Genomic DNA, 14,352 nt, shown 5'->3' on the forward strand with positions numbered 1-14,352 from the left:
GAAACGCCCGGTCCCATCCCGAACCCGGAAGCTAAGACCCACAGCGCCGATGGTACTGCACCCGGGAGGGTGTGGGAGAGTAGGTCACCGCCGGAACACCATTAACGGTCGAGGACCCCCACCACACGTGGGGGTCCTCCCGCATTTAAACCCCCCTCTCAGGCAGGGCCGGGACCCCGCAACACCTGCGGGAGCATCCCGCCACACCCCGCCAAACGTGAGGGAGCGTCACCGGACTTCCCGACCAAGGTGGGGGAGCGTCACAGCCGCCGTCGACCACCCAACTGCCCGCCAGCCGGCGGCCGCCGACAGAAGTGCCGCAGGAGGTTGTGAGACTTCCCACCGCGGGCCCCCGTCGACCTGATGCCGTTAGCCGGTGGCGGGTTGCTCGCCTAGAATTGGGGGAGATGTACGGACTTCGAAGCGCTTGATTTCGGGTTGCGTAGGAAACGAAACACGGAACAGAGCGGCTGCGATTGCGCCAGTGGTCAGCTCACAACAGGAGGATTCCAGCATGGCTGAGCACAATGATGGCAACCGCGGCGGCAAGGCCCCCGGCAACTCGGGCGGACGCAGTTCCGGTGGAGCCCCTTTCCGCGGCACCAGCAACTCTGGCGGCGATCCCCGCGGATTCCGTTCCAGGGAAGACCGTGACCGCAAGCCGTATGGTGATCGTGCTCCGCGTGAGGGCGGGGATCAGCGCGGCTTCGGAAACAGCGAGCGTAAGCCGTACAGCGGCGGCGGTGAGCGTAAGCCTTATGGTGATCGTGCTCCGCGTGAGGGCGGGGGTCAGCGCAGCTTTGGTGGCGACAGCCGCCCGTCCTATGGTGACCGCAAGCCGTACAGCGGCGGTGGTGAGCGTAAGCCTTATGGTGATCGTGCTCCGCGTGAGGGCGGGGAACAGCGCAGCTTCGGCGGCGGCGACCGTAAGCCTTATGGTGATCGTGCTCCGCGTGAAGGTGGGGGACAGCGCAGCTTTGGTGGCGACAGCCGCCCGTCCTATGGTGACCGTAAGCCGTATAGCGGCGGCGGTGACCGTAAGCCGTACAGCGGTGGTGGCGATCGTGACCGTAAGCCTTATGGTGATCGTGCTCCGCGTGAAGGTGGGGGACAGCGTAGCTTCGGTGGCGACAGCCGCCCGTCCTATGGTGACCGCAAGCCCTACAGCGGCGGCGATCGTGACCGTAAGCCATATGGTGATCGTGCCCCGCGTGACGGCGGGGATCAGCGTAGCTTCGGTGGCGACAGCCGCCCGTCCTATGGTGACCGCAAGCCCTACAGCGGCGGCGATCGTGACCGTAAGCCTTATGGTGACCGTGCCCCGCGTGAAGGCGGCGGCCAGCGCAGCTTCGGCGGCGGCGGCGACCGTGACCGCAAGCCGTACGGCAGCGGCGAGAACCGCAAGCCCTTCGGCACCCGCGAGGATCGTCCCGCACGGGGCTTCGACCGTGGCGACTCGGGCCCGCGCCAGTACGGACGCGACCGCCCCGAGGACCGTCCGGTTCGCGTGCCCAATGCCCGCGACCTCCGCAGCGCCAACCGCCCGGACCGGGAGCGTTCACCCCAGATCGACGAGGACGTCACGGGCAAGGAGCTTGACCGCGCCACGCAGCACCAGATCAAGACCCTCGAAGGCACCAGCGCCGAATGGGTGGCCCGCCACCTCGTCATGGCCGGGAGGCTCCTGGACGAAGAACCTGAGCTTGCCTTCCAGCATGCCCTGGCAGCCAGCCGCCGTGGCGGACGCCTCGCGTCCGTCCGCGAAGCTGTCGGCCTGACGGCCTACGCAGCCGGCCACTATGGTGAAGCCCTCCGGGAATTCCGGACCTACCGCCGGATCAGTGGCTCCAACATGCACCTGCCGGTCATGGCCGACTGCGAACGCGGCCTTGGCCGCCCGGACCGTGCCCTGGACATGGCCCGGTCCGACGAAGCCAAGGATCTCGACGCCCCCGGCAAGGTGGAACTGGCCATCGTTGCAGCCGGGGCCCGCACCGACCTCGGGCAGCTCGACGCAGCGGTTTCCGAACTGGAAATCCCGCAGCTGGACATCAACCGCGCCTTTTCCTACAGCCCCCGGCTGTTCCGTGCCTATGCTGACGCGCTGACGGCAGCCGGCCGCGCTGCCGAAGCCGCCAAATGGCAACGCCAGGCCACCGTGGCCGAAAACGCGCTGGGCCTCGGGGCTGACGAGGAACCCGACATCATCGATCTCGGCTGGGACGAGGAAGAGGAAGCCCGCGAGGAGGAACGGCAGCGCCGCCTCCGGGCGCAGGAGCATGCGGACACCCACGCCGGAACCGAAGAGCGCGCACCGCGTGCCGCCGGTGCCGCTGCCGCGGCAGAAGCCACCGGCGCCGCAGCCGGAGTGGCCGGCTTGAACGCGGGCGATGAGCTCGCCAGCGACGATCGAGCCGACGACGCCGAAGCCGACTACTTCGAGTCTGACGACGCTGAGTCCGACCTGGATTCAGTGGAATCCGACGTGCTCGACGAAGCCGACGGCGAAGCGATCGACGAGGCCGACCTGGAACTGAACGATGACGCGGACGAGGAACTCTCCGCTGACTCAGAGCCGGCGCAGCACGGAAGTGTGGAGGACTAATCGCATGACGGGAACCGCCCTGATCGCCACCTTTGATGCCCTGCTCTCCGATCTTGACGGCGTTGTCTATGCCGGCCCCAACGCCATTCCCGGGGCCGTCGAGTCGCTGCGCCGGCTGGCCGGGGTGGGCGTCGGGCTGGGCTACGTCACCAACAACGCATCCCGTTCCCCGGCACAGGTGGCCCAGCACCTGCGCGATCTCGGCGCCCCCGCCGAGGACCACCAGGTGGTGAGTTCCTCGCAGGCAGCGGCAGCGCTGCTGGCGTCGATGCTGCCGGCCGGGGCACACGTGCTGATCACGGGCAGTGCCGCACTTGCCCGGGAAATTGAACTGGTTGGCCTGGTTCCCGTCCGCGGCGCGGAGGATGCCCCAGTCGCCGTCGTTCAGGGCTTTAGTCCGGAACTTGGCTGGAAGGACCTCGCCGAGGCATCGTACGTCGTCGCCGGCGGCGCCCTGTGGGTGGCCACCAACACGGACTGGTCCATTCCCCAGGCGCGTGGAATTGCCCCCGGTAACGGGACGCTCGTGGCCGCCGTGGCAGCCGCGACCGGCAAGAGCCCGATCGTGGCCGGCAAACCCGAAGCCCCACTGTTCCACACTGCCGCCAAACGGCTGGCGGCGGACCGGCCGCTGGTCGTCGGCGACCGCCTGGACACCGACATCCTGGGCGGCAACAACGCCGGTTTCGCCACCGTCGCCGTGCTGACCGGAGTGGACACGAGGGAATCGATCCTCGCGGCACGATCTGTGGAACGCCCCGATTTCCTCATCAATGATCTGACCGGCCTGTACGCGCCATACCCTGCCGTAGAGCACGACGCCGGGCGGTTCCGCAGCGGCACGGCCTCGGCGGTCGTGCGGGGGCAGTCGGTCCACATCAGCGGCGACCCCGCCGACCTCGATTCGTGGCGTGCCGCCTGTTCGGCCTGGTGGGCCGCAAACCCCGAGACGACCAGCGCACTGGCTCCGGTCCTCGAGTGGTCCGATCACTAGGCTGGACACATGAGCGAGCTACACCAGGGACTGGACCAGGCCCCAGACGAACGGCCGGCTGAGGCGCCGACCCCTGCGGCCGATGTCGCCTGGCCCGAGCTGCCGTCGAAGCAGCTCCCGGCGGAGCTGTCCGGGCACGCCGCACCAGAGCACGCGGCAGCAGTCCTGGATCCGGCCGTCAACGCTGTCCTGGACCGCCTCGGGGCCGTGCGGCAAATGCCTGTGTCCGGGCACGGCGAAGTCTATGCGGGCATGCATGATGCCCTGCTGGAGGCCCTGAACGAAGACGTGGCCGGCCACGCCGGCGTGGCGCGCCGTATCCATGCCGCGGGGAACGGGGGATCGTGAGCCGGCTTGACCAGGCACTCGTCAGCCGGGGGCTCGCCAGGTCCCGGACCCATGCCGCCCGGCTCATTGCCGAGGGCAAGGTGAGCTCCGGGGGCGAGGTCCTCGCCAAGGCGTCCCTGCAGGTCCCGGAGGACGCCGCGCTGGACGTCACGGCCTCGGCCGAGGACGGCTACGTCAGCCGCGCCGGGCACAAGCTGGCCGGCGCGCTGGATGCCTTTCCCGCCGTCGACGTCGCAGGCAAACGGTGCCTCGACGCCGGCGCCTCCACCGGCGGGTTCACCGATGTGCTGCTTCGGCGCGGTGCGGCCCACGTGGTGGCCGTCGACGTGGGGCACGGCCAGCTGGTGCCGGAAATCCGGAATGACTCCAGGGTTTCCGTGCACGAAGGCCTCAACGTCCGCTACATGGCGGCCGCGGAAATAGGCGGACCGGCCGCCCTGACGGTGGCTGACCTGTCCTTCATCTCGCTGACGCTTGTGGTGGCGCCACTCGCGGCCTGCACCCTGCCCGGCGGCGACCTCGTCCTCATGGTCAAGCCACAGTTCGAGATCGGCAAGGACCGGCTGGGCCGGACCGGCGTGGTCACCTCGGAACGCGAACGCCGGCTCGCCGTGGGCAAGGTGGCTGCCGCCGCCGTGGACGCGGGCCTGGTCTTGTCAGGCCTCGCCCAGAGCCCGCTGCCGGGCCAGGACGGCAATGTCGAATACTTCCTGTGGATAAAACGCGCGATGTCGGAAGTCCCGCCTAAGATCGAGGAGCGGGACGCAGCTGTTGCTGCGTTGCTCGGAACAATCTGGCCGAACCACTAGTACCACCAGAAGGCGGAACCTGATGAGCAGGCGTGTCCTGATCCTGGCCCACACAGGGCGCGAGGAGTCCCTCAAGGCTGCCTGGGAAGCGTGTGCGCTGCTGCACGAATCCGGGCTGGTCCCCGTGCTGCAGGAGAACGAGCTCGGGGACATGGTCCGCTTCTTCGGCCGGCTCGACCACCCGGTCGAGGTCCTTCACGACCACGTGAAGCTGCCCGACGTGGAACTTGTCATGGTCCTCGGCGGAGACGGCACCATCCTCCGGGCTGCCGAACTGGTCCGCGAAGTCGATGTGCCGCTGCTTGGGGTGAACCTTGGCCACGTGGGGTTCCTGGCCGAGAGCGAACGGGCCGACCTCGCCCAGACCGTCGAGTGGATCGCCAGCCGTGACTACACGGTGGAAGAGCGCATGACGATCGACGTCCAGGTCTGGGTCCGCGGCCAGAAGATCTGGCACACCTGGGCCCTGAATGAGGCCGCGATCGAAAAAGGCAACCGGGAACGGATGCTGGAGGTGGTCACCGAAGTCGACGAACGCCCCCTGACCTCATTCGGCTGCGACGGCGTGGTCCTGGCCACGCCCACAGGCTCCACGGCTTACGCGTTTTCCGCCGGCGGTCCCGTGGTGTGGCCCGAGGTCGAGGCCCTCCTGATCGTGCCGATCAGCGCCCATGCCCTCTTCGCGAAGCCGCTCGTGGTTTCGCCGCGGTCCCGGCTCGCCGTCGAGATCCTGAACCGCACCGACGCCCAGGGCGTCCTCTGGTGCGACGGCCGCCGCTCGGTGGACCTGCCGCCCGGCGCGCGCGTCGAAGTTACCCGCTCCGCAACGCCCGTGCGTCTGGCCAGGACGCACCAGACCCCCTTCTCCGGCAGGCTCGTGCGCAAATTCCAGCTCCCCATCCAGGGCTGGCGCGGGCCCGTGCCCCAAACCCGGGCCATCCACACCGGCCCCCTCCCGATCATCCGCACGCCCCGTCCCATGCCGCCGCTTCCCTCGCCGCGCCACGCCGAACCCGGTGACGCGCCCGATCCCTCGCCAGATCCCACAACCGAGAAGTGAACCATGCTTGAAGAACTGCGTATCCGCGACCTCGGCGTCATCACCGACGCCACCCTGCCGCTGGGCCCGGGCCTCAGCGTGGTGACCGGTGAAACCGGTGCCGGCAAGACCATGGTGGTGACCGCCGTCGGGCTGCTCCTCGGTGCCAGGTCCGACGCCGGCGCCGTCCGCAGCGGCGCGAAGAGCGCCTCGGCGGAGGCTGTGCTGAAGCTCGACGCCGGCCACGCTGCCGTCGCGCGGTGCAGGGAAGCCGGGGCCGAGGTGGAGGAGTTCGACGGCGGTGTGGAACTGCTGCTGGCCCGCAGCGTCGGAGCCGACGGCCGCAGCCGGGCCTATCTGGGCGGACGCGCAGCGCCGGTGGGGGTGCTGGCCGAAATCGGCGAAACCCTCGTGGTGGTGCACGGACAGTCGGACCAGATCCGGCTCAAGAGCCCGGTGGCGCAACGCGGCGCCCTGGACAAATTCGCTGGCGAGAGCCTTGCGGGCGCGCTGACCGCCTATCAGGACCTCTACGCGCACTGGCATGCCAGCCAGGGCGAGCTGGACTCCTTGCGCAGTGCCGCGCGTGAACGCCTCCGCGAGGCCGAGTCGCTGCACGTTGCCCTGGCCGAGATCGACGCCGTGGACCCGCAGCCGGGGGAGGACGAGGCCCTCAAGGCCGAGGCCGTGAAACTGGCCAACGTAGAGGAACTGCGGATCGCGGCCAGCACCGCCCACCAGGCCCTCATCGCCGAGGACTTCGGTGAAGAAGCCGACGCCACCACCCTCGTGGACGCTGCCAAACGCACCCTGGAGCACGTGGCCGAACACGACGGTGAGCTGGGCTCCGCCGCGGCGCGCCTGGCCGAGGTCGGTTTCCTGCTCAACGACATCGCCGCTGAACTCGCCAGCTACCAGGCCGCCCTTGACACGGAGGGCCCGGAACGGCTCGCCGAAATCGAGGACCGACGGGCCGCGCTGGCCAAGCTGGTCCGCAAGTACGCGCCGAGCATCGACGAGGTGCTGGTCTGGGCGGAGGAGGCCCGGGCCCGGCACGAGGAACTCCAGGACGACTCCACCAGGATCGAAGCGCTGGACGCCGAGGTCGCCCGGGCCGAAACCGAGCTCCGGAAGAAGGCCGCCGGGATCAGCAAGGCCCGCACCAAGGCCGCCAAGGACCTCTCCGCGCGGGTCAGCGCTGAGCTCACGGCGCTGGCCATGGCCGATGCCACCCTGGTCATCAATGTGGAGCCCGCAGGCCAGCTGGGACCGTTCGGGGCCGACGAGATCTCCTTCCTGCTTCAGCCGCACTCCGGCGCGCCGGCCCGGCCGCTGGGCAAAGGCGCCTCGGGCGGTGAACTCTCCCGCGTCATGCTCGCCATTGAGGTGGTGCTTGCTGCCGTCGATCCCGTCCCGACGTTTGTCTTCGACGAGGTCGACGCCGGCGTCGGCGGCCGTGCCGCCGTCGAGATCGGGCGCCGGCTGGCGATGCTGGCCCAGCACGTCCAGGTCCTCGTGGTGACCCACCTGCCGCAGGTGGCCGCTTTCGCGAACCAGCACATCAGGGTCACCAAGACCTCCGTGCGGGGCGCTGACGGGGCTACCGCCACCGGCTTCACCTCCAGCGACGTGCAGCTGCTGGACGAGGCCGAGCGCGTCCGCGAACTGGCCCGCATGCTGGCCGGCCAAGAGGACTCCGAATCAGCCCAGGCCCACGCCCAGGAGCTGCTGGACGACGCCAAACTCCTCCCGCAAAGCTAGGCGGGCCCGAAAGGACGTCCGCAGGGACTCCCGCAAGGACCGCTGCTAGGACAACAATCACATCGGGATCCCGCCAAGGAACCCGTGGAAGGCCGAATTGATGATAAGCTCAAACCCCGTGGTGCAGCGATCAAACTCTCGTGTAAATTCCCGGTTTCCGGGCTCGTCCAAGACGACCAAACACATCTTCGTCACCGGTGGTGTAGCGTCCTCGCTCGGTAAGGGACTGACGGCTTCGAGCCTCGGCCACCTCCTGCGGGCACGCGGTCTGTCTGTAACAATGCAAAAGCTCGATCCCTATTTGAATGTGGATCCGGGCACGATGAACCCCTTCCAGCACGGCGAAGTCTTCGTCACTGACGACGGCGCCGAGACGGACCTGGACATCGGCCACTATGAGCGCTTCCTCGATGAAAACCTCGAAGGATCGGCCAACGTCACAACCGGCCAGGTCTACTCGACCGTCATCGCGAAGGAACGCCGCGGCGAATACCTCGGCGACACCGTCCAGGTCATCCCGCACATCACCGATGAGATCAAGCGGCGCATGCGGCTTCCCGCCGAGGGCAAGAACGCCCCCGACGTCATCATCACCGAAATCGGCGGCACGGTGGGCGACATCGAGTCCCAGCCGTTCCTCGAATCCGCCCGCCAGGTCCGCCAGGACATCGGCCGCGGAAATGTGTTCTTCCTCCACGTGTCCCTCGTGCCGTACATCGGCCCGTCGCAGGAGTTGAAGACCAAGCCGACGCAGCACTCCGTTGCCGCGCTGCGCTCCATCGGCATCCAGCCCGAGGCAATCGTGATCCGGTCGGACCGCGAAGTCCCGCAGCCGATGCGCGACAAGATCGGCCGCATGTGCGACGTCGACATCGACGCCGTGATCGGCTGCCCGGACGCACCGAGCATCTACGACATCCCGAAGACCCTGCACTCCCAGGGTCTGGATTCCTACATCGTCCGCGCCCTGGACCTGCCGTTCAAGGATGTGGACTGGACCAGCTGGGACAAGCTGCTCGACGCCGTCCACAACCCGAAGCACGAAGTTGAGATCGCGCTCGTGGGCAAGTACATCGACCTGCCGGACGCCTACCTGTCCGTCACGGAGGCCCTGCGCGCCGGCGGCTTCGCCAACGACACCAAGGTCAAGATCCGCTGGGTCCCCTCGGACGAATGCGAAACCCGTGAGGGCGCAGTGCAGTCCCTGGCCGGCGTCGACGCCATCTGCGTTCCCGGCGGCTTCGGCATCCGCGGCCTGGAAGGCAAACTCGGCGCCCTGAAGTACGCCCGCGAAACCAAGCTTCCGGTCCTGGGCCTGTGCCTGGGCCTGCAGTGCATGGTGATCGAGTACGCCCGCAACGTGGTCGGCCTCGAGGGAGCGTCCTCGTCCGAGTTCGAGCCGGACTCCAAGTACCCCGTCATCGCCACGATGGAAGAGCAGCTGGACATCGTTGACGGCAAGGGCGACCTCGGCGGCACCATGCGCCTGGGCCTGTACGAGGCCAAGCTCGACGAAGGCTCCGTCGTCGCCGAGACCTACGGCGCCACGAAGGTCAGCGAACGGCACCGGCACCGCTACGAGGTCAACAACAAGTACCGCGATCAGATCGCCGCCAAGGGCCTGTCGTTCTCCGGAACGTCGCCCGACGGCAAACTGGTCGAGTTCGTGGAACTTCCCCGCGACGTCCACCCGTACTACGTGGCCACGCAGGCGCACCCCGAGCTCAGCTCGCGGCCCACGCGCCCGCACCCGCTGTTCGCGGGCCTGATTGAGGCTGCCCTTGGCCACCAGCGGGCCGGCGACGCCGCGAACGCTGCAAGCAGCAGCCCGAGTGCGAAGGCCGATGCCCCGGCACCTGCGCCCAAGCCCTCGTCGGCAGCAGTGTCCAAGTAATTTCCAACTGAATCAAAGGACGGCGCGATGCCCGGTATGTCTGAGACCCCCAATGCTGCACGGCAGGTTTCGGATGAGCCGAGCCCGCGCCGTCTTTTGTCGTCCCGAAAGGTGTACGAGGGCAGGATCTGGGACGTCGTCAGCGACAGTTTCCAGCTCAACGACGACGGCGACACCCTGGTCCGGGACTACATCGACCATCCAGGCGCGGTGGCGGTTCTCCCGATGAACGACGACGGCGACGTGCTGCTGCTCCGGCAGTACCGGCACCCCGTCGGCATGGACCTCTGGGAGATCCCCGCCGGGCTGCTTGACGTCGAAGGGGAGGACTTCGTCGTCGGGGCCGCCCGCGAACTGGCCGAGGAAGCGGATCTCGTCGCGGACCGCTGGAACGTGCTGGCGGACTTCTTCAACTCCCCGGGCTCCTCCAGCGAGGCCATCCGCATCTACCTGGCCCGCGGCCTGAGTGAGGTGCCGGGACATGAGCGGCACGTCCGCACGGACGAGGAAGCCGAAATCGAACTGCGCTGGACCCCGCTGGACGAGGCCGTGCAGGCGGTCCTTGACGGCCGCCTCCACAACCCGTCCGCCGTCGTCGGCGTCCTGGCCGCTGCCGCCGCCCGCGCCGGCAATTTCGAAAGCCTCCGCCCGGCCGACGCGCCCTGGCCCGCCCATCCCAGCCAGCGCTAGTGGAGCCGCTGATCGCCGAACCGCCGGCCCCGGCGCAACTTCCGGCCCCGGCGCAGGCAGCCGCTCCCGAGCGCCCGCCCGCCAGGGCGTTGACGGCGATCGACCGCGCAATCACTGACTACCTGCAGCACATGGGCGTGGAGCGGGGCCTCGCGGCCAACACCCTCTCCGCCTACCGGCGGGACCTGGCCCGCTACGCCAGGCATCTGGACCAAGCCGGCCGGGAACGCCCCGCGGAGATCACCCGGCACGACGTCACCGGATTCGTTCAGGCGCTCTCCGACGGGTCCGACGGCGGCTCCGCCCTGGGCATCCGCTCGGCGGCCCGGACGGTGGTGGCGGTGCGCGGACTCCACAAGTTCTGGGCCCTCGAAGGCATCACGTCCACCGACCCGGCCAGCGACGTCCACCCGCCCATGCCCGGCAAGCGGCTGCCCAAGGCCATCAGCGTCGATGAGGTCACCCGGATCCTCGAGGCGGCCGGCACGGACACGGCAACGGGCCTGCGCGACCGCGCGCTGCTCGAATTCCTCTATTCCACCGGTGCCCGCATCAGCGAAGCCGTGGGCCTGGACGTTGACGACATTTCCCTGCATACCTCCGGCGGGTCCGATGCCGGCGACGGGCCCGCGATCGTCAGGCTCTTCGGCAAGGGGTCCAAGGAACGCCTCGTCCCGCTCGGATCCTATGGGGCACGAGCCCTTGACGCCTACCTCGTCCGCGGCCGGCCCCTGCTGGCCGCCAAGGGCAAGGGCACCCCCGGCCTGTTCCTCAACGCCCGCGGCGGCAGGATCAGCCGGCAAAGCGCCTGGACCATTTTGAAGGCGGCGGCGGACAAGGCCCACATCACCAAGGACGTTTCGCCACACACGCTGCGGCACTCCTTCGCCACCCACCTGCTGGAGGGCGGCGCCGACGTCCGGGTGGTGCAGGAGCTGCTGGGGCACGCCTCGGTGACCACCACGCAGGTCTACACCCAGGTGACGGCCGATACGCTGCGGGAGATCTACGCCGCCGCGCACCCGCGCGCCCTGGGCTAAGGCGCAGTCCGCCGGGTCCCCGCACCGCGCCGGTGCCGGCAAACTTTTTTGCGGGCCTGTGTAAGAAAATGCCGTTCACTGGACACTTACACAGCAAGAAGAAGTCATCGATGTCCGGGGGAACCACCATGTTGGCTGCCAAAGAGCAAGCATTCATTGATCTGCACACCCAGCACTCCGCGCGGGTCTACCGCTACATTGCCTGCCGTATCAGTGACCGGCACCGCGCCGAGGAACTGGCCGCGGACGTCTTCAGAATTGCCTGGGAGAAAGAGCTGTCGGAACCGCCCGGCATTGGCTGGCTGTTGGCAACGGCCCGGAATGTGGTCGGCAATGAGTACAAGGGCCGCCGTCGCCGCCAGGAACTTGTCGAAAGGCTGAAAGACGATGCGCGCAGCCAAATCCCCGAGTCAAACAATGAAGAACGAGGCGCCGTGGCAGAGGTGCTGGTGCAGCTCAGGGAGCGGGACCGCGAGGTCCTCATGCTCAGCTACTGGGACGAGCTGACCATCGCTGAACTGGCGCAGACGCTGGGCTGTTCCTCATCCGCCGCTGCGGTTCGCCTCCACCGGGCACGCCGGGCGTTCGCGAAAGCTGCCCCCTCACATCTCATGACCGAACGGAAGGACTAGCCATGGACCGCATCGAACAGCTCATGAGGGATGCAAAACCTCGGGTGGGAGCGCCGGGAGCAGAGCCGGGAAGCGACTCTGCCCGCTCAATCGTATTTTCCACGGATCCGAATGTCGTCCTTTTGGCAGGGCGCACTCCGGCACGACGGAATGCCGTGCGGGCTGCGGCCGCGACTGTACTGGCCGCTGCAGCCATCGTTGGCGCGGTGGTTGTCGGCGGCAATCTGATGCCGCAACCAGCGCCGGGGCCGGCCCAGACGGGCATCCCGGCCCCGACTGTCTCCGCCAGCCCATCGCCGTCGTCCCCAACCCCGTCCGCTGCCGCCCCCACAGCGTCTCCCACGAAAGCGGGTCCAGCCGCTTTGAGCACCGGCGGGGTCGCATGCACCCTGGCCAACATTGACCAGCAGCGCAATGACCAGCAGCGCGCGATCATCCCGATTGCCCGCGCCGAACAGGGCTACTACACGGTGCTGGGCTGCGCCGGCGGCTGGCTCGCCTATTCCATTTCCGGTGACGGGATCCGGGCGCTCCAGCTCGACGGCGGCAATGCCTGGTATCAAATTGCCAAACTGCAGAACGGCCGATTCCTCTGCGATGTCCGGCAGGAGTGGTCCAGCGTCTACAACTGGGAGTTTCAAGCCACGAACAACCAGGGCCTCACGCCGCAGCAGGCCATGGACAAGGAATTCGCGCAGAAGGGGATACCGGTCGAACTGAGGCCGCAGCTTGTCGGCGACGGCCCGGCCGCCGGATAGCGCCGGCAGCCTGCGGCAGCTATAGGGTTGAGCACATGAAGCTCACGCCAGTCACTCTCTGCTTCCCGCTCCGTGAGGCGGAGAGCGGCACCGAGGTGCTGCTGGGCATGAAAAGGACCGGCTTTGGCATCGGCAAGATCGTGGGAATCGGCGGCCACGTTGAGCCGGGGGAGAGCGACGCCGAGGCCGTGGTCCGCGAGGTCTGGGAAGAAGCCGGGATCATAGTGCTCCAAGAGGACCTGGCCCACGCCGGCGTTGTCGAGTTCATCTTTCCGGCCCGGCCTGACTGGAACATGTCGTGCCGGCTCTTCACCACCCGGCGGTGGCACGGCGAACCCGTCGAGAGCCCGGAAATCACGCCCGAATGGTTCGACTCCGCGGCGTTGCCGCTGGAGCGGATGTGGCAGGATGCGGGGCACTGGCTGCCTCCGGCGCTGGCAGGCGAAACGATCGACGTCGTCGTGGTCCTCAACGAGGACAACGAGACTGTTGCGTCGGTCCGGATCCCGCGGCGCTGAAGTCCGCGGGCAAACAGCACGGGCCGGCCACCTACGAATAGGTGGCCGGCCCGTGCCGGCTGTCCGGTCCCGTGCGTCCCGCAGGAAGCCCTGCTACGCCAGGTGCCGTTCCTCGACGCCGTTGTACTCGCTCAAGGGACGGATGAGGGAGTTCGAATCCAGCTGCTCCATGATGTGCGCCGTCCAGCCTGTGATGCGGCTGGCGACGAACAGCGGGGTGAACGTGGCGGTGTCGAAGCCCATGAGGTGGTACGTGGGTCCGGTCGGGTAGTCGAGGTTCGGCTTGATCCCCTTCGCCTCGTCCATCGCCGTCTCGAGCCCGTTGTAGAGGCCCAGCAGCTCCGGCCGGCCATAGTGCGCGATCATCTTGTCCAGTGCCGACTTCATGGTGGGCACCCGGGAGTCGCCGTGCTTGTAGACGCGGTGGCCGAAGCCCATGACCTTCTTCTTGTGGGCCAGGGCGTCCTCCATCCAGGCCTTGGCCCGGACGTGGGCGTCCTCCAGGGACTCCTCCGGCCGGATGCCGATCTCGTCAAAGGTGTGCATGACGGCCTCGTTGGCACCGCCGTGCAGCGAGCCCTTGAGGGCCCCGATGGCGCCGGTCACGGCTGAGTGCAGGTCCGAGAGCGTGGAGGTGATTACCCGGGCCGTGAAGGTCGAGGCATTGAAGGAGTGCTCGGCGTACAAAATCATGGAGACATTGAACGCGTCGACTACTTCGGGGACGGCTTCCTCACCAAACGTCATCCAGAGGAAGTTGGCGTCGTAGCCCAGATCCTCGCGGGGTTCCACCACGTCCTGGCCGTGCCGGCGCCGCTGGTCGTAGGCCACCACGGCAGGCATCGCGGCGAACAGATCGATGGCCTTGGCCAGGTTGGCTTCGCGCGAGGCGTCCTCGGCGAGGGGGTGCCGGGCCCCCAACACAGACGTGGCAGTCCGGCAGACATCCATGGGATGCGCGGTGGTGGGCAGCGCGTCAATCACCTGTTTGACGACCGGATCCAGGGCACGCCCGGCGCGTTCCCGGGCGGTAAACTCCGCCAGCTGCTCCGCGTCGGGCAGCTCGCCGTTCCAGAGCAGGTAGGCGACTTCCTCGAAGCTGCACTTGGCAGCCAGTTCCTGGACAGGGTAGCCGCGGTACAGCAGCGAGTTCGTGTCCGGGTTGACCTTGGAGACTGCGGTGTAGTCCACCACGACGCCGGCGAGGCCCTTTTTAATGTCCTGTTCAGCCATGCTGAAACTCCTTTGTTCCTAACGCCTGTAT

At 68.0% G+C, this 14,352-nt stretch carries 13 protein-coding genes and 1 rRNA gene; 13 read left to right on the forward strand and 1 reads right to left on the reverse strand.

Translation table 11 applies throughout. The annotated features are described in order from the left end of the window. The 13 genes from rrf to AC1DFR_RS06940 form a co-directional block, all read left to right on the forward strand. Window positions 1–96, forward strand: a 5S ribosomal RNA gene (gene rrf / locus AC1DFR_RS06880); the annotation flags it as partial. Window positions 97–514: 418 nt separating this feature from the next. Next, complete coding sequence (locus tag AC1DFR_RS06885; RefSeq protein ID WP_476873034.1) at window positions 515–2,605, forward strand: hypothetical protein; 2,091 nt, start codon at window positions 515–517, stop codon at window positions 2,603–2,605. Window positions 2,606–2,609: 4 nt separating this feature from the next. Next, window positions 2,610–3,599 carry an HAD-IIA family hydrolase gene (locus AC1DFR_RS06890; RefSeq protein ID WP_476850374.1) on the forward strand — a complete coding sequence of 330 codons (990 nt, stop codon included), beginning with the start codon at window positions 2,610–2,612 and terminating at the stop codon, window positions 3,597–3,599. 9 nt (window positions 3,600–3,608) lie between these two features. Further along, on the forward strand, window positions 3,609–3,947 hold the full coding sequence (locus AC1DFR_RS06895) for a hypothetical protein (protein WP_476873035.1): 339 nt from the start codon (window positions 3,609–3,611) through the stop codon (window positions 3,945–3,947). Beyond that, window positions 3,944–4,756, forward strand: coding sequence for a TlyA family RNA methyltransferase (locus tag AC1DFR_RS06900; RefSeq protein ID WP_459384348.1), 813 nt, complete (start codon window positions 3,944–3,946; stop codon window positions 4,754–4,756). The genes AC1DFR_RS06895 and AC1DFR_RS06900 overlap by 4 nt, the downstream gene beginning before the upstream one ends. 22 nt (window positions 4,757–4,778) lie before the next feature. Next, window positions 4,779–5,816, forward strand: coding sequence for an NAD kinase (locus AC1DFR_RS06905; RefSeq protein ID WP_476857871.1), 1,038 nt, complete (start codon window positions 4,779–4,781; stop codon window positions 5,814–5,816). Window positions 5,817–5,819: 3 nt separating this feature from the next. Further along, a complete protein-coding gene (recN, locus tag AC1DFR_RS06910) occupies window positions 5,820–7,556 on the forward strand; it encodes a DNA repair protein RecN (RefSeq protein WP_476859880.1) in 1,737 nt (578 codons plus the stop codon). A gap of 100 nt (window positions 7,557–7,656) precedes the next feature. After that, window positions 7,657–9,450, forward strand: coding sequence for a CTP synthase (locus AC1DFR_RS06915; protein WP_476850378.1), 1,794 nt, complete (start codon window positions 7,657–7,659; stop codon window positions 9,448–9,450). Window positions 9,451–9,477: 27 nt separating this feature from the next. Next, entirely contained in the window at window positions 9,478–10,140 is a 663-nt protein-coding gene (locus AC1DFR_RS06920) for an NUDIX domain-containing protein (RefSeq protein ID WP_476850379.1), read from the forward strand. Window positions 10,141–10,148: 8 nt separating this feature from the next. Then, on the forward strand, window positions 10,149–11,180 hold the full coding sequence (gene xerD / locus AC1DFR_RS06925; protein ID WP_476873129.1) for a site-specific tyrosine recombinase XerD: 1,032 nt from the start codon (window positions 10,149–10,151) through the stop codon (window positions 11,178–11,180). Window positions 11,181–11,290: 110 nt separating this feature from the next. Further along, entirely contained in the window at window positions 11,291–11,812 is a 522-nt protein-coding gene (locus AC1DFR_RS06930) for an RNA polymerase sigma factor (protein WP_476859879.1), read from the forward strand. A gap of 362 nt (window positions 11,813–12,174) precedes the next feature. Continuing rightward, window positions 12,175–12,570 (forward strand): hypothetical protein, encoded by a 396-nt coding sequence (locus AC1DFR_RS06935; protein WP_476873036.1) that lies wholly within the window; start codon window positions 12,175–12,177, stop codon window positions 12,568–12,570. Window positions 12,571–12,605: 35 nt separating this feature from the next. Further along, entirely contained in the window at window positions 12,606–13,088 is a 483-nt protein-coding gene (locus tag AC1DFR_RS06940; protein ID WP_476873037.1) for an 8-oxo-dGTP diphosphatase, read from the forward strand. 93 nt (window positions 13,089–13,181) lie between these two features. Here AC1DFR_RS06940 and AC1DFR_RS06945 read toward each other — a convergent pair whose 3' ends face one another. Further along, the gene (locus tag AC1DFR_RS06945; RefSeq protein WP_028277410.1) at window positions 13,182–14,321 is read right to left on the reverse strand and encodes a bifunctional 2-methylcitrate synthase/citrate synthase; all 1,140 of its coding nucleotides are present in this window, start codon (window positions 14,319–14,321) and stop codon (window positions 13,182–13,184) included. Window positions 14,322–14,352: the final 31 nt, after the last annotated feature.

Source organism: Arthrobacter sp. 05T410 (assembly GCF_056396505.1).